The following is a 20,763-nucleotide window of genomic DNA, read 5'->3' as shown; positions in this document are numbered from 1 at the left end:
GCCCGCGCGCTCGCGGATCACGTTGAAGACGCCTTGGCCGCGCACCGCGGCGATGCGGCCCGCGATCTCGCCGTAGACCATGATGCCGACGGTGCCCAGCGCCACCACCCACAGCAGCGAGTAGTCGAACTTGCTGCCCGCGTTGAGCATGAAGGTGAGCTCGCCGATCTCGACGAAGCCGCCCATCGCGGTGAGGATGCCGAGGAACAGCTCGAGGAACATCGCCATCGCTCAGCGCCCCTGCCCGATGCGCGTCTCGAGCGCATCGAGCGCGCGGGCAAGCACCTCGAAGTCGCCCCCGACCGCGTGGCCATCGCGCGCGAGCGCGTCCGTCCGGGCCTGCAGTGCATCCGCGAGCGCGAGCGCACGCCGTCGCCCCGGTTCGAGCGGCGCGACGGCGGGTTTGCCGGCGAGCCCGGCACGCACGCGTTCGACGTCATGCGCGAGCTGCGCCGCGTGGCGGCGCACGAACGCGGGGGCCAGGCGGCCGGCCCGCGCCTCGCGCTCGAGCAGCCCGGCCTCGGCGGCCTGCGAGCGCAGCTCGCCGACCGGGATGGCCAGCGTGGCGGCGTCGAACGGGCGTTGCAGCCGCACGCCCAGCACGACCGCCAGCGCGGCCGTCGCCACCGCGAGGCCGAAGCCCTGGAGCCGGGCGGCACGGCGCGATTTGGGCTGCACGGGCGTCACCTCCGGCGGTGACCGTAGGCAAGCGGCAGTGAAGGGGCGGTCACCTGCGCCACGGCCATTCAGCGCGCACGGCCGAGCGCCTAGACTGTCGGTCCCGCGGATCCGGTCGACGTCATGCGCACTTCGCTTTCCCTGCTGTTCCTCGCCGCCGCGCTCGCCGGCTGCCACCGCGACGCCATGCGCGCCGACGGCCCGGCCGCGCGACCGGTCGCCGCCGCCGTCGCCGCGGACGACAACCTCAACGCAGTGCTCTGGATGCAGAACGCGGCCGAGTACCGCGCGAATTCGCTGCAGACCTACCGCGCCGCGACGCGCGAGCTCGATCGCGCCCTGAAGGACCGCAACTGGGATGCGCTCGACGCCAGCGAGCGCAGCAATTCCGCGCGCGGCCTGCCGCCGGCGGTGGTGTTCGACGTCGACGAGACGGTGCTGGACAACTCGCCCTACCAGGCGCGGCTGGTCGACACCGGCACCGAGTACGACGAAGCGCAGTGGGATGCGTGGGTGCGCGAACAGAAGGCCACCGCGATCCCCGGCGTCGTCGAGTTCGCGAAGGCCGCGAAGGCGCGCGGCGTGGCGCTGTTCTTCATCTCGAACCGCGCCGTGCACTTGAAGGACGCGACGATCGCCAACCTGCGCGCGGTCGGCCTGCCGGTGAAGGACGACGCGTTCCTCGGCCTCGGCACGGTCGTGCCGGACTGCGAGCAGGCCGGCAGCGACAAGAACTGCCGTCGCCAGCTGATCGGTCGCAAGTACCGCGTGCTGATGCAGTTCGGCGACCAGCTGGGCGACTTCGTGGAGGTCGCGCCGAACACGCCGGCACGCCGCGACGCGCTGCTCGAATCGCACAAGTCGTGGATCGGCGAACGCTGGTGGGTGCTCGCGAACCCGACGTACGGCTCGTGGGAGCCGGCGACGTTCGGCAATGACTACCGGCTCTCGCGCGATGCGCGGCGCGCCGCCAAGCGCGAGGCGTTGCGCCTGGCGCGTTGACCGCCCATGACGAGCGCGGGCCCGAAGGCCCGCGCGCGTTCTACCCGGTCGAGATCACCGCTCAGCGTTCGTTGCCGCCGCGGCCCTGGTTGCCGCCGCCGCCGTGGCTCGCCTGGCCGCCCTTGCGACCGGCCTCGCGCGCCTCCTGCGACGTGAACTCGTGCGCATGTCCGCTGCGATGGGCGGCCTTGCCGCCTTCGGACGCGATCTCGCGTTGCTGCTCGCGGTCCATCGACGCGAAGCCGCGACCGCTCTCGCCCTGGCTGCCGCGCCCGCCCTGGTTGCCGCCGCGACCGCTCTGGTTGCCACCCTGATTACCGGCCATGTCCAAATCCTCGTAGTGCGTGGAAGGTTGCGGGCGCGTCACCTCGACGCCCGCGGGCAGTCTCCGCAGCCCGGCGTAAGAACAACGGTATGCGCGCGTGCAGGGCGGTTAACGGCATTCACTGCAATGACCGACCGTTGCGCCGGCACCCGCGCGCGCGATGCCGCGGAGGCCGCGCGGTCGCGCCGCCGGCGCGTCCCTGCGCGCGTGTTGGCGGGCGGGCACGAAGCTCATCCGCGGCGCATGGCGGCCGCGCCCGCGATCGGCCGCTGAAGGATCCGCCGGCGACGCCGTTAACGCCGGAGCGCACCGCCGTTCGTGCGCGGACGCGGGCCCCGCCCGCTCGGACGGAGCCTGCCGATGCCGCAGCACAGCCCGTCGGCCGCGACGTTCATGGCGGCCGGCAATCGAGTCGACCGGACGCCCCGGCGCGCCCCGGGTGCGCGCGGATGAAATCCGTGCGCGGACGCGGCCGTGCCTCGATCCGGCGCCAGCTGGTGCTCGGCGTCGTGCTGCTGCAGGCGCTGCTGATGGCCGCGTTCATGCTGCAGGCCGTGGTGCGCGAACGTGCGCTGCTGCGCGCGACCGGGCATGAGCCCGCGGCCCTGCGCGACATGCTGGCCCACGGGCTGCCGTTCGCGCTGGGCGCGCTCGCACTCGGCGCACTGCTGGCCACGCTGCTCGCGCACGCGGTCACGCGCCGCCTGTACGGGCTGCTCGACGTTGCGGACGCCGTGCGCGACGGCCGCCACGACCTGCGCGCACCGCCGAGCCGCGTGCACGAGGTCGGGCGACTGGTCGATTCGTTCAACGCGATGCTCGATGCGCTGGACGAGCGCGAGCGGGCGCTGGAACGGCTGAACGACGAACTCGAGACCCGCGTGCAGGAACGCACCGCCGAGCTCGCCGAGAGCATCGCCAACCACCGCGCGATCCTCGAGCAGGCCAACGATGCGTTCGTGATGCTCGACGAGGAAGGCCGCATCGTCGAATGGAACCGCGCGGCGCGCACCGCATTCGGCTGGTCGCGCAGCCAGGCCTACGGCCGCCTGTTCTCCGAGATGATCCTGCCCGAGCACGAGCGCACCGCGTTCGACGCCGACCTCGCCGGCTTCATCGCCACCGGCGAGACCGATCGCGTGGGCCGCCGCGTGGAACTGGCGGCCTGCACGCGCGATGGGCGCGAGATCCCGATCGAGATGAGCATGCGCTCGCGCTGGCGCGGCAACCGCCGCTACTTCGACGCCTTCCTCCGCGACATCAGCGAGCGGCGGCAGCTCGAGGTCTCGCTGGCGATGCAGGCGCTGCACGATCCGCTCACCGGCCTGCCCAACCGCCGGCTGCTGCTGGAATCGCTGCCGCGCGCGACGCAGCGCGCCGATCGCACCGGCAAGGCGATGGGCGTGTACTTCATCGACCTCGACGGCTTCAAGCACGTCAACGACACCTGCGGCCACGACGCCGGCGACGAGGTGCTGCGCGAGTTCGCCTGCCGCATCCGCGACTCGGTGCGCGCCGTCGACATGGTCGCGCGGCTGGCCGGCGACGAGTTCGTGGTCGTCTGCGAAGCCTTCGCCGAGGCGCAGGCGAACGCCGGCATGATCGCCGCCAAGCTGCTGCGGGTGGCCGATGCGCCGTACGCGATCGGCGCGCAGGAGCGGCGGCTGTCGTCGAGCGTGGGCGTGGCCGTCTACGTGCCGGGCTCGGGCCTCGATGCGTCGACGCTGCTGGCCCGCGCCGACCAGGCCATGTACGCGTCCAAGCACGGCGGCAAGGGCCGGGCGACGCTGTGGACGCCCCACCTCGCGGCGATCCCGACGCTGGCCGAGCGCTGACGCCCGGACGGCACGCGCCGCGCTACCGTGCGGCTCCCGCCCGCCGGAGCCGACCATGAGCCTGCCGCCCACCATGACCGCGATCGCCGTGCGCGATGGCGCGGGCCCCGCCGAGGCGCTGCACGCCGTCACCGCCGAGCGCCCCGAACCCGGCGCCGGCCAGATCCTGGTGCGCGTGCACGCGGCCGGCGTGAACCGGCCCGACATCCTGCAGCGCGAGGGCCGCTACCCGCCGCCGCCCGGCGCGCCGGCCACGCTGGGGCTGGAGATCGCCGGCGAGGTGGTGCGCGGCGCGGGGCGCTGGCAGCCCGGCGACCGCGTCTGCGCGTTGCTCGCCGGCGGCGGGTATGCCGAATACGCGGTGGTCGACGCGCGCCACGCGCTGCCGGTTCCCGCGGGTCTGGACGACGTGCACGCCGCCGCGATCCCCGAGACCGCGTTCACCGTCTACGCCAACGTTTTCGAGCACGGCGCGCTGAAGCCCGGCGAGACGCTGCTGGTGCACGGCGCGACCTCCGGGATCGGCGTGATGGCGATCCAGATGGCGAAGGCGCACGGCGCGAAGGTGATCACGACCGCGCGCGGCGCCGACAAGGCGCGGCACGCGCGCGAACTCGGCGCGGACGTCGCCGTCGACACGACCGCGGACGACTTCGGTGCGATCGCGAAGGCGGAGGGCGGCGTCGACGTCGCCCTCGACATGGTCGGTGCGCCGTACTTCGCCGCCACGCTCGACGCGCTCAACACCGGCGGCCGCATCGTCTACATCGCCTCGCAGGGCGGCGACACGCTGCAGGTGCCGGTGTGGGCGGTGATGCGCAAGCGCGCGGTCATCACCGGCTCGACGCTGCGCCCGCGCGATGCCGACGAGAAGGCGCGGCTCGCGGCCGAAGTCGAGCGCGTAGTGTGGCCGTGGATCGAAGCCGGTCGCGTGCGCGTCGTGGTCGACCGCGTGTTCCCGCTGGCCGAGGCGGCCCAGGCGCATGCCTGGCTCGAATCGGGCCGGCACACGGGCAAGGTCGTGCTGCGCGCCTGATCAGCGCGCGAGCGAGGCCTGGATGTCCTCGAGCCGTGCGCCGCGGGTCTCGATGCCGTGGCGCAGGATCATCAGCATCGACAGCGCCATCGGCACGGCCACCAGCACCGCCGACAGCGCGAAATTCTCGAAGAAGCCGTAAACGCCCAGGCCCGCGCCGATGATGCCGCCGAGCTTCGAGCTGGCCGCCACCACGCCCGAGCCGGTGCCGCGCAGGTGCACGGGATAGATCTCGGCGGCGTAGGGAATCAGCATCGCGATCACGCCGCTCACGCTCACCAGCAGCGACACCACGGCGGCCACCACGGCGGCCTGCGCGCGCACGCCGGTGGCGCCCATCGCCGCGAGGGCCAGCAGCGAAAGCACGGTGAGCCCGATGAACAGCACCAGCGCGCGATAGCTGCTCCAGCGGTGGTAGAGCCAGACCACCAGCGCGATGCCGGGCAGCGCGTAGATCGCGGACTTCGCCAGCAGCGCGCTGGTCGCCTTCGCGTCGACGCCGAGCGCGGTCAGGTTCACCGGCAGCCACATCAGCACGCCGAAGTTCACCAGCCCCCAGCCGATGCCGCAGACGATCAGGCCCGCGCTGATGCGCGCGTGCCGGCCGCGCAGCAGCATGCGTACGCCGGTGGCGGCGTGCTGCTCGTCGATCACCGGCGGGCCGGGATGCACGGCGTCGTCGGGCTCGATCGCATCCTCGCGGCCGCCGGAGAAACGCTTCAGCACGGCGCGTGCCACGTGTTCCAGCCCCATGCTCGACAGGAAGCGCGGCGACTCGGGAATGAAACGGTTGAGGAAGATGATCGCCGCACCCGTCGGCAGGCCGAGCAGCCACAGCACGCGCCAGCTGAACATCGGTTCCAGCACCGCCGCGGCGCCGGCCGCGAGCAGGTAGCCCGCGGAGGTGCCGATGCCGCCGAGCGCGACCAGCAGCCAGCCGCGATGCGCCGCGGGAATCGTCTCGGCCATCAGCGTGAACGTGATCGGCAGCAGGCCGCCGGCCGACGCGCCCATCAGGAAGCACATCGCCAGGTTCCAGCCGAAGCTCGGCATCGCGCCGCAGATCGCGGTGCCGATGAACATCAGCGCCGACAGCAGGATGGCCGCACGCCGTCCGTAGACGTCGGCGAGCCGGCCCCAGACCACCGACCCCACCGTCGTGCCGGTGAGCGCGCAGAGCGCGAGCAGGCTGGCGGTCGGCTTGGCGATCGCGTATTCGGCGCTCATGCCCGGCACCACGAAGCCGAGCGTGGCGGGCTTCATGACGTCGATCGCAAGCGTCACGGTGAGCACCACGACCAGCTTCCAGTGCTCGACGTTGAGCGGCACGCCGTCGGCGATGTGGAAGGGCAGCGGTCGCGCATGCGCGACCGCTCCCGCGTCGCGCGGGCGCAGGCCGTGGAAGGCGAACGCGAGGCCGACCGGGATCGCGAGCATGCCGAGCACCATGTCGGTGGTCATCGGCATGCCGACCATCTGCCAGTGCGTGTACTTGCCCATCATGAACATGGGCATGTGCGCGAACACGCCGGCGGTGATCAGCGCGCAGCCGAGCCAGAAGGCCCACGGATGGTGGAAGGAGATGCCGGTGGATTTCATGCTGCGCCCCGTCGGAGGCGGCGAGTGTACGGCTGCGCGGCGGCCTCAGCGCAGCGGCACGACCGGATCGCCGCGGCGGACCGTGCCCGCGCTGCGCGGGACCAGGTTCATGCCGAAGGTGACCCCGCTGACCCGCGCCCCGGGCGGCGCGCGCCGGTAGGTGGCGAGCGTGCGCAGCGGTTCGCCATCGGGATCGCGCGTCATCGTCGCCGGGTCGACGGTCGTGAACACGCAGCGCGTGCACGGTTTCACCGCCTCGAACTCGACCTCGCCGATGCGCACCCGCGTCCAGCCGTCCTCCGCGTGCGCCAGGCTGCCGCCGACCACGATGTTCGGGCGGAAGCGCGCCATCGGCACGGGCGAGGGCAGCCGCGCATTCAGCGCGTCGAGCGCCGCCTGCGAGATCACCATCAGCGGATAGGCATCGGCGAAGGCCACCTCGTCGCCGGGCCGGCCGAAGTCCGGGTCGACCGCGCGGTGCGCGGCGGCATCCATGTGCACGAGCCGCGCCGGGGTGCCGAGGTAGCGCGTGAGCCAGTCCGCGGCCGCGGCGCCGGCGTCCGCGGCGTTGACCTCGTCGCGCCAGATCGTCACGCGCCGTCGCGGCGCATCGGGCGCCGGCAGCGGCACGTGCACCGGCGGATGCCCGCGTGCGTCGAGCCATAGCCCGTCCTCGACGGGCAGCGCGTGGATGCCGACCATTTCGGCGCGCTGGCGCGCGGTGACGAAGCGGTCGTCGGCATCGACCACCAGCCAGCGGCGGTCGCCGGCCGGGCCGCGCGCAGTGATGTCGAGCGTGCCGACGTCGAGCTGAGCGCAGGATTTCAGCGGATGGAGATGGAGCGAGGCGACGTGCATGCGGCCATTGTGCCGCGCGGCTCAGCCCGCCTGCTGCGCCTTCGCCGCCTGCAGGCGCTCGAGTTCGATCTCCTCGCGCCGTTCCTGCTGCTTGCGCAGTTCCTCGCGGCGGATCGCCTCGGCTTCCTCGGGGCTGGGCGCGGCGTCGAGCGAGAGCGACAGGCCCGCCGCCGCCGCCGGTTCGCCGCGCCGGCTCTTGAGTTTGATGTTGAGGCGCAGCTCGTTGGCCGAGTCCGCATTGCGGATGGCCTCGTCGTAGCCGATCAGCCCGTCGTTGTAGAGCTCGAACAGGGCCCAGTCGAACGTGCGCATCCCGAGCTCGCGCGACTTGTTCATGATGCCCTTGAGCTCGTTGAACTCGCCCTTGAAGATCTTCTCGGCGATGGTCGGCGTGTTGATCAGGATTTCGATCGCCGCCGCGCGGCCCTTGCCGTCCTCGGTGCGCACCAGCCGCTGCGAGACGATCGCGCGCAGGTTGGCCGACAGGTCCATCAGCAGCTGCGTGCGCCGCTCCTCCGGGAAGAAGTTGATGATGCGCTCCATCGTCTGCGACGCGCTGTTGGCGTGCAGCGTGGACAGGCAGAGGTGGCCCGTCTCGGCGAACGCGATGGCGTGCTCCATCGTCTCGGCATCGCGGATCTCGCCGATCAGGATCACGTCGGGCGCCTGGCGCAGCGTGTTCTTCAGCGCGTGGTGCCAGCTGTGCGTGTCGACGCCGACCTCGCGGTGCGTGATCAGTGATTTCTGCGAGACGTGCGCGTACTCGACCGGATCCTCGACGGTGATGATGTGGCCGGCGCTGGTGCGGTTGCGGTGGTCGAGCATGGCCGCGAGCGAGGTCGACTTGCCCGAACCGGTGCCGCCGACCACGAGGATCAGCCCGCGCTTCTGCATCACGAGGTCCTTGAGCACCTCGGGCAGGCGGAGCTTCTCGAAGTTCGGGATCTCGGCGGCGATCGTGCGCAGCACCATCCCGACGAAGCCCTGCTGCATGAACACGTTGACGCGGAACCGCGACACGCCGGGGATGGCGATCGCGAAGTTGCATTCGAGTTGTTCGGCGAATTCCGCGCGCTGCTTCTCGTTCATTAGCGAGCGCGCGAGTTGCTGCGTCACGGCGCCATTGAGTTTCTGCGGGCTCAGCGGCGTCATCTGCCCGTTGGCCTTCATGCTGGGCGGGAATTCGTGCGCGATGAACAGGTCCGAGCCGCCGGCTTTCGCCATGGCGGCCAGGAGCTTGTGCATGTAATCGCGGGCCTGGTCGTCGGTGAGCTGGGTCATGCGCGGGGGAAGGCGGTCGACACGTCGGTATCGGCCGTGGCGCGCGCGGATGAACCGGCGTTTCGTGCCCTGCGTTCCGGTCTCGACATCCTGTCGCCGGCGCGGTGGCGACACTGCGCACTCCGTGCACGGAGGCGGCCATGCAGCCGATGACGTTCAAGCAGGCGGCCGAGTGGGTGAGCCTGGCGGTCGATTCGGCCGGCGCGCTGGTGATCGTCGCGGGGCTCGCCTGGGCGCTGTGGGGATTCGCGACGCGCCGCCACCTGCCCGACGCCACGGGCGTGCGCCCGGGCAGCCCCGAGGACACGCGTTACCGCCGCCTGCGGCAGGACGTCGGGCGCGGGATCCTGCTCGGGCTCGAATTCATGGTGGCGGGCGACATCATCCGCACGGTCGCGGTGGAACCGACCGTCAACGGGCTGATCGTGCTCGGCGGGATCGTGCTTATCCGCACCTTCCTCAGCCTGTCGCTGGAAGTCGAGCTGGAAGGCCGCTGGCCTTGGCAGCCGCGGCAGCCTCTTCCGCGGCCGGAACCGCCGGGCTGACCGCCGGGCTCAGCCGGCGTCGGTCGCGGCGTCCGCGTCGGCCGCCGGCAGCAGCAGGTAGGGCTCGACGGTGCCGCGCAGCTTCAGCGTCATCGGCTGGCCACGACGATCGCGCGCGCGGCCGGCCGCGACGCGGACCCAGCCCTCGCTCACGCAGTACTCCTCGACGTCCTGCCGTTCGCGGCCGTTGAAGCGGATGCCGATGCCGCGTTCGAGCAGGGCGCCGTCGTGGAACGGGCTGCGCGGGTCGGTGGCGAGGCGGTCGGGAAGCGTGTCGGTCATGGCGGTGCGGGCGGAAAACGGACGCGCATTATGGCCCGCCGGTGCGGGCGGGCGCTGCCGGCGGTGGCCACGGCGCGGATGACCCTCGCAGGCGGCCGTGGCCCGCGCGCCGCGGGAAACGGGCGGCGGCGGACGCTCGCGGCCGGTCCGAAACCGCCGCGCGGCTGAAGAGGCGACGGGCGGACGTTGCTTTTGCGGGGGACAGGCTCTACGGTAGCTGCGCTGCTCCGGGGGTCACCGTGACCTGTGACCCGATGCTGTAGATCGCTGATCCGCTACATCGTTGCTAGATCACTCCTTGTGAACAGCGCCATCGCCGCCTCGTGCGGCACCTTTAGATATGTTCCAGGAGTTACACAATGTCCCGTGAAATCGGCACCGTGAAGTGGTTCAACGACGCCAAGGGCTTCGGCTTCATCAGCCGCGAGAATGGCGAAGACGTCTTCGTGCATTTCCGCGCTATCCAGACCCAGGGCTTCAAGAGCCTGAAGGAAGGCCAGAAGGTCTCCTTCACCGTGACGCAGGGCCAGAAGGGCCTGCAGGCCGAGGCTGTGCAGCCGGAGTAATCTCCTGCTGACCGCTTGGTCGCACACATCGAAAGCCCGGCTCCGGCCGGGCTTTCTTTTTGCGCGGGCTCAGCGCACCTCGATGCGCGCGCCGCCGATCGCCTTCGCGCGCGCCAGCGCCTGCGCGGCCCCGTCCAGCGCGTCCTGCGCCCCGGCCGGCCCGATTGTCGCCAAGCCGATGCTCAGCGTGACCGGCACGCCCGATGCGGGATTGCCCACCAGTTCGAGCAGCCGTACGCACTGCGCGACGGCCCGCGTCAGCGGCATCGGCATCAGCAGCGCGAAACCCTCGCCCATCCGCGCCACGCGACCTTCCGCCACGCTGCCCGATCGCAGCAAGGCCGCGAGCGCCTTCAGGCTGGCGTCGACGCCCTGGGCGCCGTGGACCTCGGCCAGCGTCGCCAGGTCGTCGATCTCGACCCGCGCGACCTGCAGCTCGCTGCCGTCGGTCCGCGACGCGACCTCCGACGCCAGCGTCTGCAGGAAGGTCGCCGCCGACGGCAGGTGGGTGAGCGCGTCGACCACACCGGACGGCGCGGCCGACGGCGCATGCGCGCGCAGCAGTTCCTCGTGGCGCACCAGTTGCGTGGCGAACCATTCGCGCTCGCGCAGATGCAGGCGAAGCAGGCGGCTGGCGCGACGGAGCTCGATCATGCGCGCGACCTGGCGCGCGAGCGCCTGCAGCGTCTCGACCTGCTGCTGGGTCAGCGAGCGCGGCTCGCGGTCGAGCACGCAGACGGTGCCGATCGGCATGCCTTCGGCCTCGATCGGGGCGCCCGCATAGAACCGGAAGCCGTTGTCGGTGACGAGGGGGTTGTCGGCGAAGCGCGGGTCGGCGGCGGCGTCCTCGACGATCAGCGGATCCTGCGGGTCGAGGATCGCGTGGGCGCAGAACGAGATCTCGCGCGGCGTTTCCTCCTGCGCCATGCCGGTGCGCGCCTTGAACCACTGGCGGCCGGCGTCGACCAGCGAGATCGTCGCCGTCGGCGCGCGGCAGACCGCCGCGGCGATCCGCACGATGTCGTCGTAATCGTCCTCGGGCGGGGTGTCGAGGATGCCGAGCGCCTCCAGCAGCGCCTGGCGGGAGAGTTCGTTCTCGGGAAGGGCGGCGGCGGGCATCGGGGCACCGGTGGCAATGGACGGCGCAAGCGTAGCGGCCCGGCCGGCCGCGCCATAGACGGAAAAACACTCCAGGCCGCCCGCGACGCGCGGATCAGCCCTCGTCCGACCTCACCGCGTTGCCGCCGGCGTGCTTGGCGGCGTACATGCGGCGGTCGGCGCGCGCGATGAGTTCCTCCGCGTCCACCGTGCCGTGCGGGTGCAGCACCACGCCGATGCTGGCGGAGATCGCGACCGGGCGCCCGTCGATGTCGACCGGCAGCGCGAGCGCCTCGCGCACCTTCTCGGCCACGCGCCGCGCATGGCGCGCCGGATCGCGCACGTTCTCCAGCACGATCACGAATTCGTCGCCGCCCAGCCGCGCGACTATGTCGGTACGGCGCACCGCGGCCAGCAGGCGCTGCGCGCAGGCCCGCAGCAGCGTGTCGCCGGCCTCGTGGCCGCGCGTGTCGTTGACCTGCTTGAAGCGGTCGAGGTCGACGAACATCACCACCGTAGCGCCGTCGTGGCGCGCGCTGCGGTCGAGCGAGCGCGGCAGGCGTTCCATCAGGCCGCGGCGATTGGGCAGGCCGGTCAGCGGATCCTGGCGGGCCTGGTCCTCCAGCACCGCCATCAGGCGCTCCAGTTCGCGCGTGCGCTCGGCCACCTTCGCTTCCAGTTCCTCGTGCGCGCGCTGCAACGCGGCTTCCGCCGCCTTGCGCGCCTCGATGTCCTCCACCACCAGGATGAAATGCACGGGCCGGCCGTCGGCGTCGCGGCGCAACGACACGGTCTGTCGCGTCCAGCGCGGGGCGCCGTCGGCACGGAGCAGGCGCACCTCGATGTCGAGCGTGTCGACGCCGCCGTCGAGCAGGCGCGCGACGTCGTTCGTGCGTGCGCGGTCGGACGGGTGCACGAGGTCGCGGACGGCGGTACCGGCCAATGCGTCGAGATCGCGGCCGAGCAGCGCCGGGAGCCGGCGGTTCGCGCGCAGCCACCGGCCCTCGAGGTCCACGTGCGCCATGCCGACGGCGGTCTGGTCGAAGGCGAGGCGGAAGCGCTCCTCGCTGTCGGCGAGCGCGCGCACCGCCACCTCGCGGTCGGTGACATCCTGCACCAGCGACAGGATCGAGCTGACCTGGCCGCTCCCGTCGAACAGCGCGGAATCGAACCACTCGCAGGTGCGCACGCGCCCGTCGCGCGCCCGCATGTGCACGCGATGCACGTGCCGCGATGCCTCGCGTGCGCGCAGCCGGCCCATCGCCGCGTCGACCGCTGCCGCGTCGCCGGGCTGCACGAACGGCCATGCCCCGGGCCCGCGGCCCAGCACCTCGTCCTCGCGCCAGCCGAACATCTCGCGTGCGCGGTGCGACCAGTGCGACACGCGCAGGTCGCGATCCCATTCGATGGTCGCCAGCGGCGAGTTGTCGGCATGCAGCTGCAGCCGCGCGAGCGCACGGTCGAGCTCGTGCGTGCGCTGGGCGATGCGGCGCTCGAGCTCGTCGTGGTGGCGAAGCTGCGCATCGCGGGCACGCACCTGCGCCGTCACGTCGCGTGCGGTGCAGTAGAGCCGCGCGACGTCGAATTCGCGCACCTGCCACTCGATCCACCGCCAGCCGCCGTAACGCGAGCGGAGCCGGCAGCGGAAGCTGGCGTCGGCGAGCCCGTCGCGCACCTCGGCGAGCACGGCCAGCGCACGGTCGCGGTCGTCGTCGTGCACGAACTCGGCGAGGCGCCGGCCGACCAGGTCGCGCGGCGCGAAGCCGAGCGTGGTCTCCCAGGCGGGATTGGCTTCGACCAGCCGGTCGCGCGCGTCGAGGAAGGCGAGCAGGTCCGGGGTCAGCGCGAAGAACGCGTCGCGCTCGGCAACGGCATGCGCGCGTGCGCCCGCGTCCTCGCCGTGCACGACGAACGCCGGAACACCGCCGCGCGCGTCGCGCAGGCGCAGCAGGTCGAGGACCGGGCGACCGTTCGCGACGGAGGGCTCCAGGCGCAGCCGCGCGCGGCGGCCGTCGAGCAGGTCGGCGAGCGCGGCGACGTGGGCCGGGGCGGCTAGCGTGCCGAGCGCCGGCAGCTCGTCGCCCAGCAGGCGTCGCAGTGCGGCGTTCGCGTGCAGCCAGCGACCCGACGCGTCGACGCAGCCGAGCCCGAAGGGCGCGTCGGCGAAGGTGCGGCGGAGGGTGCCGAGCAGGTCGGGATCGAGCGCGGGGAGGACGGCGTTCATGGGTCCGGATGTTGCAGAGCAGCAGGCGCATGCGGCTCGACGGGAACGAAGCGGACGCCGCACCGGGCCACGCCGACACCGTGGATGCCGGGTTTTTCAGTGGAATCCGGGAGATCCGCGCCCGCGGGCCGCGGTCGCCTCCATTCAGGGTGCGGCGGCGGGCGCGTGAAGATCAAGCGGGGTCAGTCGGCGTCGACTTCCAGGTTGAGCACGCGATCGACGAGCCCGGTGATGTGGCGCAGTTGCGAGTCCAGTGCGGCCGCCTCGACCGGCACGGCGACCTGGCGTGCGCTGCGACGCAGCGGCGTGAGGCCCGCGCGGATGTCGCAGGCCAGCGCGACCAGCTGCTCGCCTCGCGACCGCAGGCGCTCGCGCTCGGCCTCGGCGGCGCGGTGCTGGTCGGTGACGTCGACCAGCAGGTCGAGGCCGCCCACCAAGCGGCCGTCCCCGTCCAGCAGCGGGCTCGCGTAGCTGAGCACATGGCGGCGTTCGCCGTCGGGCCGCTCCAGCTGCAGGCGGCGACCGTGGCACGGCCGCCCCTCGAGCAGCGCCAGCGCGAGGGGCGAGCGCTCCGGCGGGAAGGGGCGACCGTGCTCGTCGAACAGCTGCGCCGCGGCCGTCCAGCGTGGCGACTCGGACGCGAGGTCGGGCCGACGGCCCCAGAGGGCCGCCACCGGGTCGGTGTAGTGGGTGATGCGCCCGTCCGCCGCGCACAGGCAGGCGCCTGCGGGTAGCAGATCCAGCAGGCGATGGACGTGCGCGAGCGAGGGATCGACCGTCGCTCCGGATGTCGGCGCCTGCATCGGCGGGTACCTCGACGACCGCGGGGGGCGCGAGGATTCGGGCGCGCCCGTGAAGCAGGCGTCAACGATGCGCGTTCAGTGCGGGCCTGTGGAATGCACGCTGTCGCTGGCGCCCGCATCGGGGCGCGGCTCGAGCTCGCCGCGGTCGAGCGGACGGATCTCCGCGATCTGGTCGAGGAACAGATCGACCCAGCGCGCCTGCTCCGGATGGTCGAGCGCGGGCTGCTCCAGCCGCACGGTGCCGTTGGTGCCCTCGCGACCGTCGGCGTCGAAGAACTGCACGGTCATCGGCCGCGCCGCGACGATGCCCGTGAACACGCGGCCGTCGACGAGCGTCAGTTGCACGCGGCGGTCGTTGGGCAGCTCGAAGATCATCGACTGCAGGCGGTCGATGTCGGCCTGGTCGGTGTAGACGCGGGGGGCGATGCGCATGGTCGGTCCTCCTGGGCGGTCGATGCTGGCCCTGGCGGCGGGAATCCCCGGTGAAAGGCGGCGGCTTCACGCCGGCGCGAACGGCCGCTTAGCAGCATGGCCGCCTGACCGAGGAGCCGACCATGCTGCGCTACCTGCTCGTCCTGTTGATCGGCCTGCTGCTGGGCGCGAACGTGGCCTGGTACGTCGCGCGGTCGCGTCAGGCGCCGTGCCCGGCCCCGATCGCCGCCTCGCCGGCACCCGCGCCGGTGGGCGTCGCGGGTGCCGTCACCGCACCGGCGCCCTCGACGCCCGCCGCGCCCGCGCCCGTGGCACCGGTGACGGCCGTCGCGGTGCCCCCGCGTCTGTCCAGCGGCCTGATCCTGCCGGTGGCGGGGATCACGTCCGCGCAGCTCGTCGATACCTACACGCAGAGCCGCAGCGCCGGCCGGCTGCACGAGGCCATCGACATCATGGCGCCGGCCGGAACGCCGGTCCTGGCCGCGGTGGACGGCCCGGTGGCCAAGCTGTTCACCAGCAAGCTCGGCGGCCTGACCGTTTACCAGTTCGATCCCGAAGGCCGGCGCGTCTATTACTACGCGCACCTGCAGGGCTACGCGCCGGGCCTGGCCGAGGGCCAGGCACTGCGGCAGGGGCAGGTGCTCGGCTACGTCGGCAGCACGGGCGACGCCAGCCCGACGGCGCCGCACCTGCACTTCAGCGTGGGCGACCTCGGGCCGGAGAAGCAGTGGTGGAAGTCGACGCCGATCAACCCCTATCCGCTGCTGGCGCGCTGACGACCGCTCAGTGCACCGTCCGCGGCTGCGCGGCGAACCGGCGCGCGTAGTCGCGCTCGCCGGCGACGCGCTCGACGAAGCCGTCGTCCACGTCGGGCGCGCCGTAGACGGCATAGGCGACTTCGCCGCCGTCGCGCACGCCGAGCTGCCGCAGGCGGTAGCGCGAGGCGCCCCCGCCGGTGTTCTCCGGGTAATGCAGCGGCGGCTGGGGGCCGTCCAGATCCATCTCGCTGTTGTCGACCACGCCGCCGACGAAAAGGGCACGGACCATGTCGCCTCCACGCTGTTGGTAGATGGCCAGACTGGGCGAGGGCGCGTTCGAGTCCGATGAAGCGGGCGTTGCGGAAGCGGCAAGGCCCTAGACTGTGGCGCCCCTTCGCCGTCCCCGACCGTGCACGCCGACCCGGCCCTCGACGCCCTGTTCCTGCCCTTCGACACCGGCCTGCTGCCGCCGCCGTCCGGCGGCGCGTTCCTCGGGGCGCGGCCGGGGCCGGCGCTGCAGCGCTGGGCCAGCGCGCGCCTGACCTGCGAACAGGACTACCGGCCCACCGCCGCCGCGCTCGAGCGTGCGGGCATCGCGCCGGTGCAGGACGAACTCGCGCCACCGGCCACGTTCCCGACCGTGCTGGTGCTGCCCCCGCGGCAGCGGGAGCAGTCGCGCGCCACGCTGGCGCGCGCGCTCCGGCTCGCGGGCGACGGCGGGCGCGTGGTCGCCTGCGCGGCCAACAACGCCGGTGCGCGTTCGCTGCAGGACGACCTCGAAGCGCTGGCCGGCCCCGTCGGCGTGCTGACCAAGCACAAGTGCCGCGTCGCCTGGACGGAGCCCGGCCACGTGGACGGCGCGCGCGTCGACGAATGGCTCGCACTCGACGCCCCGCGCCCGATCCTCGACGGCCGCGTGCTGAGCCGGCCCGGCCTGTTCGCCTGGGACCGCATCGACGCCGCCTCCGCGCTGCTCGCCGCGCACCTGCCGGGCGATCTCAACGGCCGCGCCGCCGACCTCGGCGCGGGCTGGGGCTATCTGTCGATCGAGCTGCTCGAGCGCAACCCGGGCCTCGTCGCGCTGGATGCGTTCGAAGCGCAGCACCGCGCGCTGCCCTTGCTGGCGCACAACCTCGCGCGCTTCGCGCCGCGCGTGCTCGTGACCACGCGCTGGGCCGACGTCACCGCGGGCGTCGACGACCGCTACGACGCGATCGTCAGCAATCCGCCGGTCCATGCCGACGACCGCACCGACCGTCCCGAACTCGGGCGGCGTTTCATCGAAGCCGCGGCCGGTGCACTGAAGATCGGCGGGCGCTTCTTCATGGTCGCCAACCGCCACCTGCCGTACGAGGCGACGCTCGCCTCGCTGTTTCGCGAGGTGCGCCTGCTCGTCGACGCGCGGGGCTTCAAGGCCTACGAGGCGCGTCGATGAAGCTGCTGCGCGTGATCGCCAACCTGGGCTACGGCTCGCGCAAGCAGGTGCAGCAGCTCTTCCGCGAGGGGCGCGTCACCGACGCCGCGGGCGAGGTGCTGTACGCCGACGACGCGCGCGATCCCGCCGACGTACGCCTGGACGGCGAGCCGCTGGATCCGCCGCCGGGGCTGGTGCTCATGCTGCACAAGCCGGTCGGCTACACGTGCTCGACGAAGGACGCCGGGCGACTCGTCTACGACCTGCTGCCGCCGCGCTTCCGCCTGCGCGACCCGGTGCTGTCCACCGTCGGCCGGCTCGATCGCGACACCAGCGGCCTGCTGCTGATGACCGACGACGGCGCGCTTCTGCACCGGATCATCTCGCCCAAGCACCACGTGCCGAAGGTCTACGAGGCCACGCTCGCGCAGGACCTGCGCGGCGACGAGGCGGCGATCTTCGCCAGCGGCACGCTGATGCTCGACAACGAGGCGACGCCGCTCGCGCCGGCGGCGCTGGAGGTGCTCGGCGCGCGGCACGCTCGCCTGACGATCACCGAAGGCCGCTACCACCAGGTGCGCCGCATGTTCGCGGCGGTCGGCAACCACGTCGATGCGCTGCACCGCAGCCGCATCGGTGCGCTCGATCTCGGTGGCCTGCCGGCCGGGCAGTGGCGCGCGCTCGCGCCCGCCGACGTGGACGCGATCTTCGCCGCCTAGTCGTCCAGCAGCCGGCGGAAACCATCCACGCCGAGCCGCCGCAGCGTCGCGACGTTGCGCTCCACGATCACGTCCGGATCCGGATAGGCGGCGACCGCGCGGTCGATGCTCGCCTCGCGCAGCAGGTGCAGCGTCGGGTAGGGCGCGCGGTTGGTGCAGTTCGACGGATCGTCGGCCGGCTCGCCGGCGAAGACGTAGTCGGGATGGAAGCTGGCGACCTGGATCTCGCCTTCCAGCCCCAACGTGCGCACGGTCATGTCGGCGACGTCGAGGAAATCGTTGTAGGCGATGAAGTCCTGCAGCACGTGCGGATGCACGATGAGCGTGGTGTCTATCTCGTCGCTCGGCGTATCGGCGAGCAGCCGCAGCTCCTGTTCGATTGCGTCGCGCAGCGCGTCGGTGTCGCGCGCCTCGCTCAGCACGAAGCGCACCTGCTTCTTGACGTGCACGGCCTTCGCGAACGGGCACAGGTTGAGCCCGATCACCGCGCGCTCGAGCCAGCGGCGCGTGGCGGCGATCTCGGGCGCGTCGACCGTGAAGGGGTCCGGCGCATCGCGTCCGGTCGAGCCGCCCCGCATCGCCGTCATCGCTCAGTCGCGGAAGTTGTCGAACTGCAGCGGGCGCTCGAACTCCATGCCGCGCAGCAGCTGCATCGCGGCCTGCAGGTCGTCGCGCTTCTTGCCGGTCACGCGCAGCTTCTCGCCGTTGATCTGGCTGTCGACCTTGAGCTTGGCGTCCTTGATCGCGCCCTGGATCTTCTTCGCCAGCTCGCGCTCGATGCCCTGCTTGACCAGCACGGCCTGCCGCGCGCCGCCGAGGTTGGTCAGCACCTCCTTGAACTCGAGGCAGCGCGCGTCGATGCCGCGGGCGATCAGACGCGCGCGCAGGATGTCGTTCATCTGCTTGAGCTGGAACTCACTCGGCGCCGACAGGTTCACCGTGGCGTCGTCGAGCGCGAACGAGGCGTCCACGCCCTTGAAGTCGAAGCGCGTCGACAGCTCGCGATTGGCCTGGTCGATGGCGTTGGTCAGCTCGTGGGTGTCGACTTCCGAGACGATGTCGAAGGAGGGCATGCGGGCTCCGGAACGGGTGCGGGCAGGTCGCCCGGCGAGGCCTGAAAGTGTACGCGCGCCGGTGGCGGTCGCCGGCGCGGGAAGGGAGCGGCTTGCACGCGGTCCCGACGCCTTCGCGCCGACTATCGATGGGCCACCGGCGCCGCGCGGCGACCGCGCCGCGGCCTCCCTCCGGACTTTGATTCGCCGACGCATGCCCCTCCTCCTGCCCCTCGCGCTCCTCGTGCTCGTGCTGGCCTTCGGCACGCTGCTGGGCCTGGTCGGCATGCTGCGACGCCCGTTCCGGGCGCCGGCGTGGCGCCCGGTGTTCGGCTGGATGCTGTCGCTGCGTGCGCTGCTGGTCGCGATCGGCGTGGGTATCGCGCTGGCCGTCGCGGCGTGGCGTCACCCGCAGGCGGTCGACGCGCTCGCTATCGGCCTGCTCGCGGGTGCGGTGCTGGGCGCCGGATCGGCCGCGAGCACCGGTCTGCAGCGCACCGGTGCGTTCGTGCAGTCGCGCCCGCACCGGCTCTTCGCGGTGCTGGTCGCGCTCGCCGTGCTCGGGCGCGCGGCGGTGAGCGTGGTGGACCTGATGGCCGGACGCGACGCCACCGGCCTGTTGCCCATGCTGGGCGGATTGCTGGGCGGTTACGCGCTCGCGCACGCGCTCGTGCTGCGCGTGCGGCTGGCGCGCTGGACCCGCTTGCGCCCGTCCCGCTGAGCCTGCACCGTGAACGGCCCCACGAGGCCGATCGCCATGTCCGATCATTCCCTGCGCGCCGTGCTGATGATGCTGGCCGCCGTCGCCTGCTTCTCGCTGATGGACGCCGGGCTGAAGCAGCTCAGCGCGCATTACCCCGCCTTCCAGGTCGCGGCGCTGCGGGGCGCGGCCTCGTTGCCGTTCGTGCTGGCCTGGGCGCTGCATCGCGGTGGCGTCGCGCCGCTGCTGCGCGTGCGCTGGCCGCTGCACCTGCTGCGCGGCGCCATGGGCATCGCGATGATGGCCTCGTTCGTCTACGCGCTGCGCACGTTGCCCTTGTCGACCGCGTATTCGATCTTCTTCGTCGCGCCCTTGCTGGTGACCGCGCTGTCGGTGCCGTTGCTGGGCGAGAAGGTGGGACCGCGGCGATGGACCGCGATCGGCATCGGGCTGCTCGGCACGCTGGTGCTGCTGCGGCCGACGGGCGACGGGCTCGGCAGCCTCGCCGCGCTGGCGGTGCTGCTCGCCGCGGCGATGTACGCCGTGAGCGCGGTGACGGTGCGGTTGCTCGCGCGCACCGACAGCACGCAGGCGATGATGGTCTGGCTGATGCTGATGATGGCGGTCGGTGCCGGTGCGCTGGCCTGGCCGCAATGGCGGCCCGTGCGCATCGACGACGCGTGGTTGATCGTCGGCATCGGCATCATGGGCGGGTTCGGCCAGTACGCGGTGACCGAGGCGTTCCGCTTGGGCGAAGCCTCGCTGATCGCGCCGCTCGAATACACCGCGCTGGTCTACGGGGTGATCCTCGACGCGACGCTGTGGGGCGTGCTGCCCGATGCCGTGACCTGGCTCGGCGCCGCGATCATCGTGGGCAGCGGGCTCTACCTGCTCCGCCGCGAGCGCGTCGCCGCGCACGCCCCGCCGATCGTTACGCCGCCGTAAAACCGACGGGCGGCCGCTGGGTCGCGCACCGTCGCCGCCATCCTCCGCGCACCGCACTCACGGAGGGGACTGGCATGGCACGCATCACGAAGTGGATTCCGTTGTTCGCATTCGTCGCGGCGACCGGCGTCATGCACGCCGTGCAGGCCGCGCCGCCCGCGCGGCCCGCGCTCGAGCGACGCGGGCAGGACATCCTGCCCGGCCGGCAGGCGCTGCGACTGAGCCGCGCGGGCAAGGCCGCGGCCGCCGTCACGCTCGAGGACGTCGGCGACGTCGACTCCTTCGGCCGCAAACTGAAGTGGCTCGGCATCACCAGCGCCTTCCTCAACCTCGACACCGCCTGCGATCCCGCCAGCACGGATCCCTGCCAGGTGCTCGGCCCCGGACAGACCAACTTCAACTTCCCCGATGCCGCGCGCCTCACGCTGCCGGGCAAGGCCACCCAGTCGCTGATGTGCTACTGGTTCTCGCCGGTGATCACCGTCACCTACAGCAATCCCGACAGCACGCCCGCGGTGTCGCTGCTGCGCTACAACCCCACGCTCACCGTCGACAATCCGATGCTCGCCGACCCGGCGTTGATCGATCCCACCACTGGCGTGCCGTTCGGC

Annotated in this window: 24 protein-coding genes and 1 pseudogene; 11 read left to right on the top strand and 14 right to left on the bottom strand. The window is 72.4% G+C overall.

Going from position 1 to position 20,763, the window contains the following annotated elements; all coding sequences use genetic code 11:
* Together E4F61_RS11050 and E4F61_RS11045 are read right to left on the bottom strand one after the other, a co-directional pair.
* A partial coding sequence (locus E4F61_RS11050) for a divalent metal cation transporter (RefSeq protein ID WP_162301474.1) occupies positions 1-228 on the bottom strand: 228 nt, incomplete at its 3' end.
* Positions 229-231: 3 nt separating this feature from the next.
* The gene (locus E4F61_RS11045) at positions 232-678 is read right to left on the bottom strand and encodes a hypothetical protein (protein WP_133479715.1); all 447 of its coding nucleotides are present in this window, start codon (positions 676-678) and stop codon (positions 232-234) included.
* A 123-nt stretch (positions 679-801) separates the two neighbouring features.
* Between E4F61_RS11045 and E4F61_RS11040 the strand changes: the two genes are divergently transcribed.
* A complete protein-coding gene (locus tag E4F61_RS11040) occupies positions 802-1,680 on the top strand; it encodes a 5'-nucleotidase, lipoprotein e(P4) family (protein WP_133479714.1) in 879 nt (292 codons plus the stop codon).
* 61 nt (positions 1,681-1,741) lie between these two features.
* Here the strand turns inward: E4F61_RS11040 and E4F61_RS15000 are convergent, their stop codons facing one another.
* On the bottom strand, positions 1,742-2,005 hold the full coding sequence (locus E4F61_RS15000; RefSeq protein WP_133479713.1) for a KGG domain-containing protein: 264 nt from the start codon (positions 2,003-2,005) through the stop codon (positions 1,742-1,744).
* A 449-nt stretch (positions 2,006-2,454) separates the two neighbouring features.
* Here E4F61_RS15000 and E4F61_RS11030 point away from each other — a divergent pair, with 449 nt between their 5' ends.
* On the top strand, positions 2,455-3,840 hold the full coding sequence (locus tag E4F61_RS11030; protein WP_162301473.1) for a sensor domain-containing diguanylate cyclase: 1,386 nt from the start codon (positions 2,455-2,457) through the stop codon (positions 3,838-3,840).
* A gap of 55 nt (positions 3,841-3,895) precedes the next feature.
* On the top strand, positions 3,896-4,876 hold the full coding sequence (locus tag E4F61_RS11025; protein ID WP_202908991.1) for an NAD(P)H-quinone oxidoreductase: 981 nt from the start codon (positions 3,896-3,898) through the stop codon (positions 4,874-4,876).
* On the opposite strand, the gene E4F61_RS11020 is transcribed toward E4F61_RS11025, so the two are convergent.
* The 3 genes and pseudogenes from E4F61_RS11020 to E4F61_RS11010 form a co-directional block, all read right to left on the bottom strand.
* Positions 4,877-6,475 carry an MFS transporter gene (locus tag E4F61_RS11020; protein ID WP_133479711.1) on the bottom strand — a complete coding sequence of 533 codons (1,599 nt, stop codon included), beginning with the start codon at positions 6,473-6,475 and terminating at the stop codon, positions 4,877-4,879.
* 45 nt (positions 6,476-6,520) lie between these two features.
* Positions 6,521-7,333 carry an MOSC domain-containing protein gene (locus E4F61_RS11015; RefSeq protein ID WP_133479710.1) on the bottom strand — a complete coding sequence of 271 codons (813 nt, stop codon included), beginning with the start codon at positions 7,331-7,333 and terminating at the stop codon, positions 6,521-6,523.
* A gap of 159 nt (positions 7,334-7,492) precedes the next feature.
* Positions 7,493-8,614: pseudogene (locus tag E4F61_RS11010) on the bottom strand (PilT/PilU family type 4a pilus ATPase); the annotation flags it as partial.
* Positions 8,615-8,754: 140 nt separating this feature from the next.
* Here E4F61_RS11010 and E4F61_RS11005 point away from each other — a divergent pair.
* The gene (locus E4F61_RS11005) at positions 8,755-9,159 is read left to right on the top strand and encodes a DUF1622 domain-containing protein (protein WP_202908990.1); all 405 of its coding nucleotides are present in this window, start codon (positions 8,755-8,757) and stop codon (positions 9,157-9,159) included.
* Between the two features lie 9 nt (positions 9,160-9,168).
* On the opposite strand, the gene E4F61_RS11000 is transcribed toward E4F61_RS11005, so the two are convergent.
* Positions 9,169-9,441, bottom strand: a complete 273-nt coding sequence (locus E4F61_RS11000) for a DUF3297 family protein (protein ID WP_133479708.1) — start codon at positions 9,439-9,441, stop codon at positions 9,169-9,171.
* Between the two features lie 359 nt (positions 9,442-9,800).
* Between E4F61_RS11000 and E4F61_RS10995 the strand changes: the two genes are divergently transcribed.
* Positions 9,801-10,007: a cold-shock protein gene (locus E4F61_RS10995; RefSeq protein WP_133479707.1), complete on the top strand. Its 207-nt coding sequence runs from the start codon at positions 9,801-9,803 to the stop codon at positions 10,005-10,007.
* A gap of 69 nt (positions 10,008-10,076) precedes the next feature.
* Here E4F61_RS10995 and E4F61_RS10990 read toward each other — a convergent pair whose 3' ends face one another.
* From E4F61_RS10990 to E4F61_RS10975, 4 genes are all read right to left on the bottom strand, one after another.
* Positions 10,077-11,126 carry a sensor domain-containing diguanylate cyclase gene (locus E4F61_RS10990; protein WP_133479706.1) on the bottom strand — a complete coding sequence of 350 codons (1,050 nt, stop codon included), beginning with the start codon at positions 11,124-11,126 and terminating at the stop codon, positions 10,077-10,079.
* A gap of 94 nt (positions 11,127-11,220) precedes the next feature.
* Positions 11,221-13,329, bottom strand: coding sequence for a sensor domain-containing protein (locus E4F61_RS10985; protein ID WP_133479705.1), 2,109 nt, complete (start codon positions 13,327-13,329; stop codon positions 11,221-11,223).
* A gap of 182 nt (positions 13,330-13,511) precedes the next feature.
* A complete protein-coding gene (locus E4F61_RS10980; protein ID WP_133479704.1) occupies positions 13,512-14,132 on the bottom strand; it encodes a PAS domain-containing protein in 621 nt (206 codons plus the stop codon).
* Between the two features lie 75 nt (positions 14,133-14,207).
* The gene (locus tag E4F61_RS10975; RefSeq protein WP_133479703.1) at positions 14,208-14,564 is read right to left on the bottom strand and encodes a DUF3247 family protein; all 357 of its coding nucleotides are present in this window, start codon (positions 14,562-14,564) and stop codon (positions 14,208-14,210) included.
* Positions 14,565-14,686: 122 nt separating this feature from the next.
* On the opposite strand from E4F61_RS10975, the gene E4F61_RS10970 reads away from it, so the two are divergent.
* Positions 14,687-15,340, top strand: coding sequence for a M23 family metallopeptidase (locus E4F61_RS10970; RefSeq protein WP_133479702.1), 654 nt, complete (start codon positions 14,687-14,689; stop codon positions 15,338-15,340).
* A 7-nt stretch (positions 15,341-15,347) separates the two neighbouring features.
* On the opposite strand, the gene E4F61_RS10965 is transcribed toward E4F61_RS10970, so the two are convergent.
* A complete protein-coding gene (locus E4F61_RS10965) occupies positions 15,348-15,611 on the bottom strand; it encodes a hypothetical protein (protein ID WP_133479701.1) in 264 nt (87 codons plus the stop codon).
* Between the two features lie 120 nt (positions 15,612-15,731).
* On the opposite strand from E4F61_RS10965, the gene E4F61_RS10960 reads away from it, so the two are divergent.
* Both E4F61_RS10960 and E4F61_RS10955 read left to right on the top strand, forming a co-directional pair.
* Positions 15,732-16,757: a class I SAM-dependent methyltransferase gene (locus E4F61_RS10960; RefSeq protein ID WP_133479700.1), complete on the top strand. Its 1,026-nt coding sequence runs from the start codon at positions 15,732-15,734 to the stop codon at positions 16,755-16,757.
* Positions 16,754-17,455, top strand: a complete 702-nt coding sequence (locus E4F61_RS10955; RefSeq protein ID WP_133479699.1) for a pseudouridine synthase — start codon at positions 16,754-16,756, stop codon at positions 17,453-17,455. Before E4F61_RS10960 ends, E4F61_RS10955 begins: the two co-directional genes overlap by 4 nt.
* Here E4F61_RS10955 and E4F61_RS10950 read toward each other — a convergent pair.
* Entirely contained in the window at positions 17,452-18,033 is a 582-nt protein-coding gene (locus E4F61_RS10950) for a DUF1415 domain-containing protein (RefSeq protein ID WP_133479717.1), read from the bottom strand. The genes E4F61_RS10955 and E4F61_RS10950 overlap by 4 nt on opposite strands.
* Before the next feature lie 12 nt (positions 18,034-18,045).
* A complete protein-coding gene (locus E4F61_RS10945; protein WP_133479698.1) occupies positions 18,046-18,528 on the bottom strand; it encodes a YajQ family cyclic di-GMP-binding protein in 483 nt (160 codons plus the stop codon).
* Positions 18,529-18,721: 193 nt separating this feature from the next.
* On the opposite strand from E4F61_RS10945, the gene E4F61_RS10940 reads away from it, so the two are divergent.
* From E4F61_RS10940 to E4F61_RS10930, 3 genes are all read left to right on the top strand, one after another.
* Positions 18,722-19,228: a hypothetical protein gene (locus E4F61_RS10940; RefSeq protein ID WP_133479697.1), complete on the top strand. Its 507-nt coding sequence runs from the start codon at positions 18,722-18,724 to the stop codon at positions 19,226-19,228.
* 36 nt (positions 19,229-19,264) lie between these two features.
* Positions 19,265-20,152 (top strand): DMT family transporter, encoded by an 888-nt coding sequence (locus tag E4F61_RS10935; protein ID WP_238382897.1) that lies wholly within the window; start codon positions 19,265-19,267, stop codon positions 20,150-20,152.
* A 74-nt stretch (positions 20,153-20,226) separates the two neighbouring features.
* Positions 20,227-20,763: hypothetical protein (locus E4F61_RS10930; RefSeq protein ID WP_133479696.1), on the top strand; the 537-nt coding region annotated here is incomplete at its 3' end.

This window comes from Cognatilysobacter segetis, from assembly GCF_004359965.1.
Lineage (GTDB): Bacteria > Pseudomonadota > Gammaproteobacteria > Xanthomonadales > Xanthomonadaceae > Cognatilysobacter > Cognatilysobacter segetis.
This window is presented reverse-complemented; position numbering and strand designations above follow the sequence as displayed.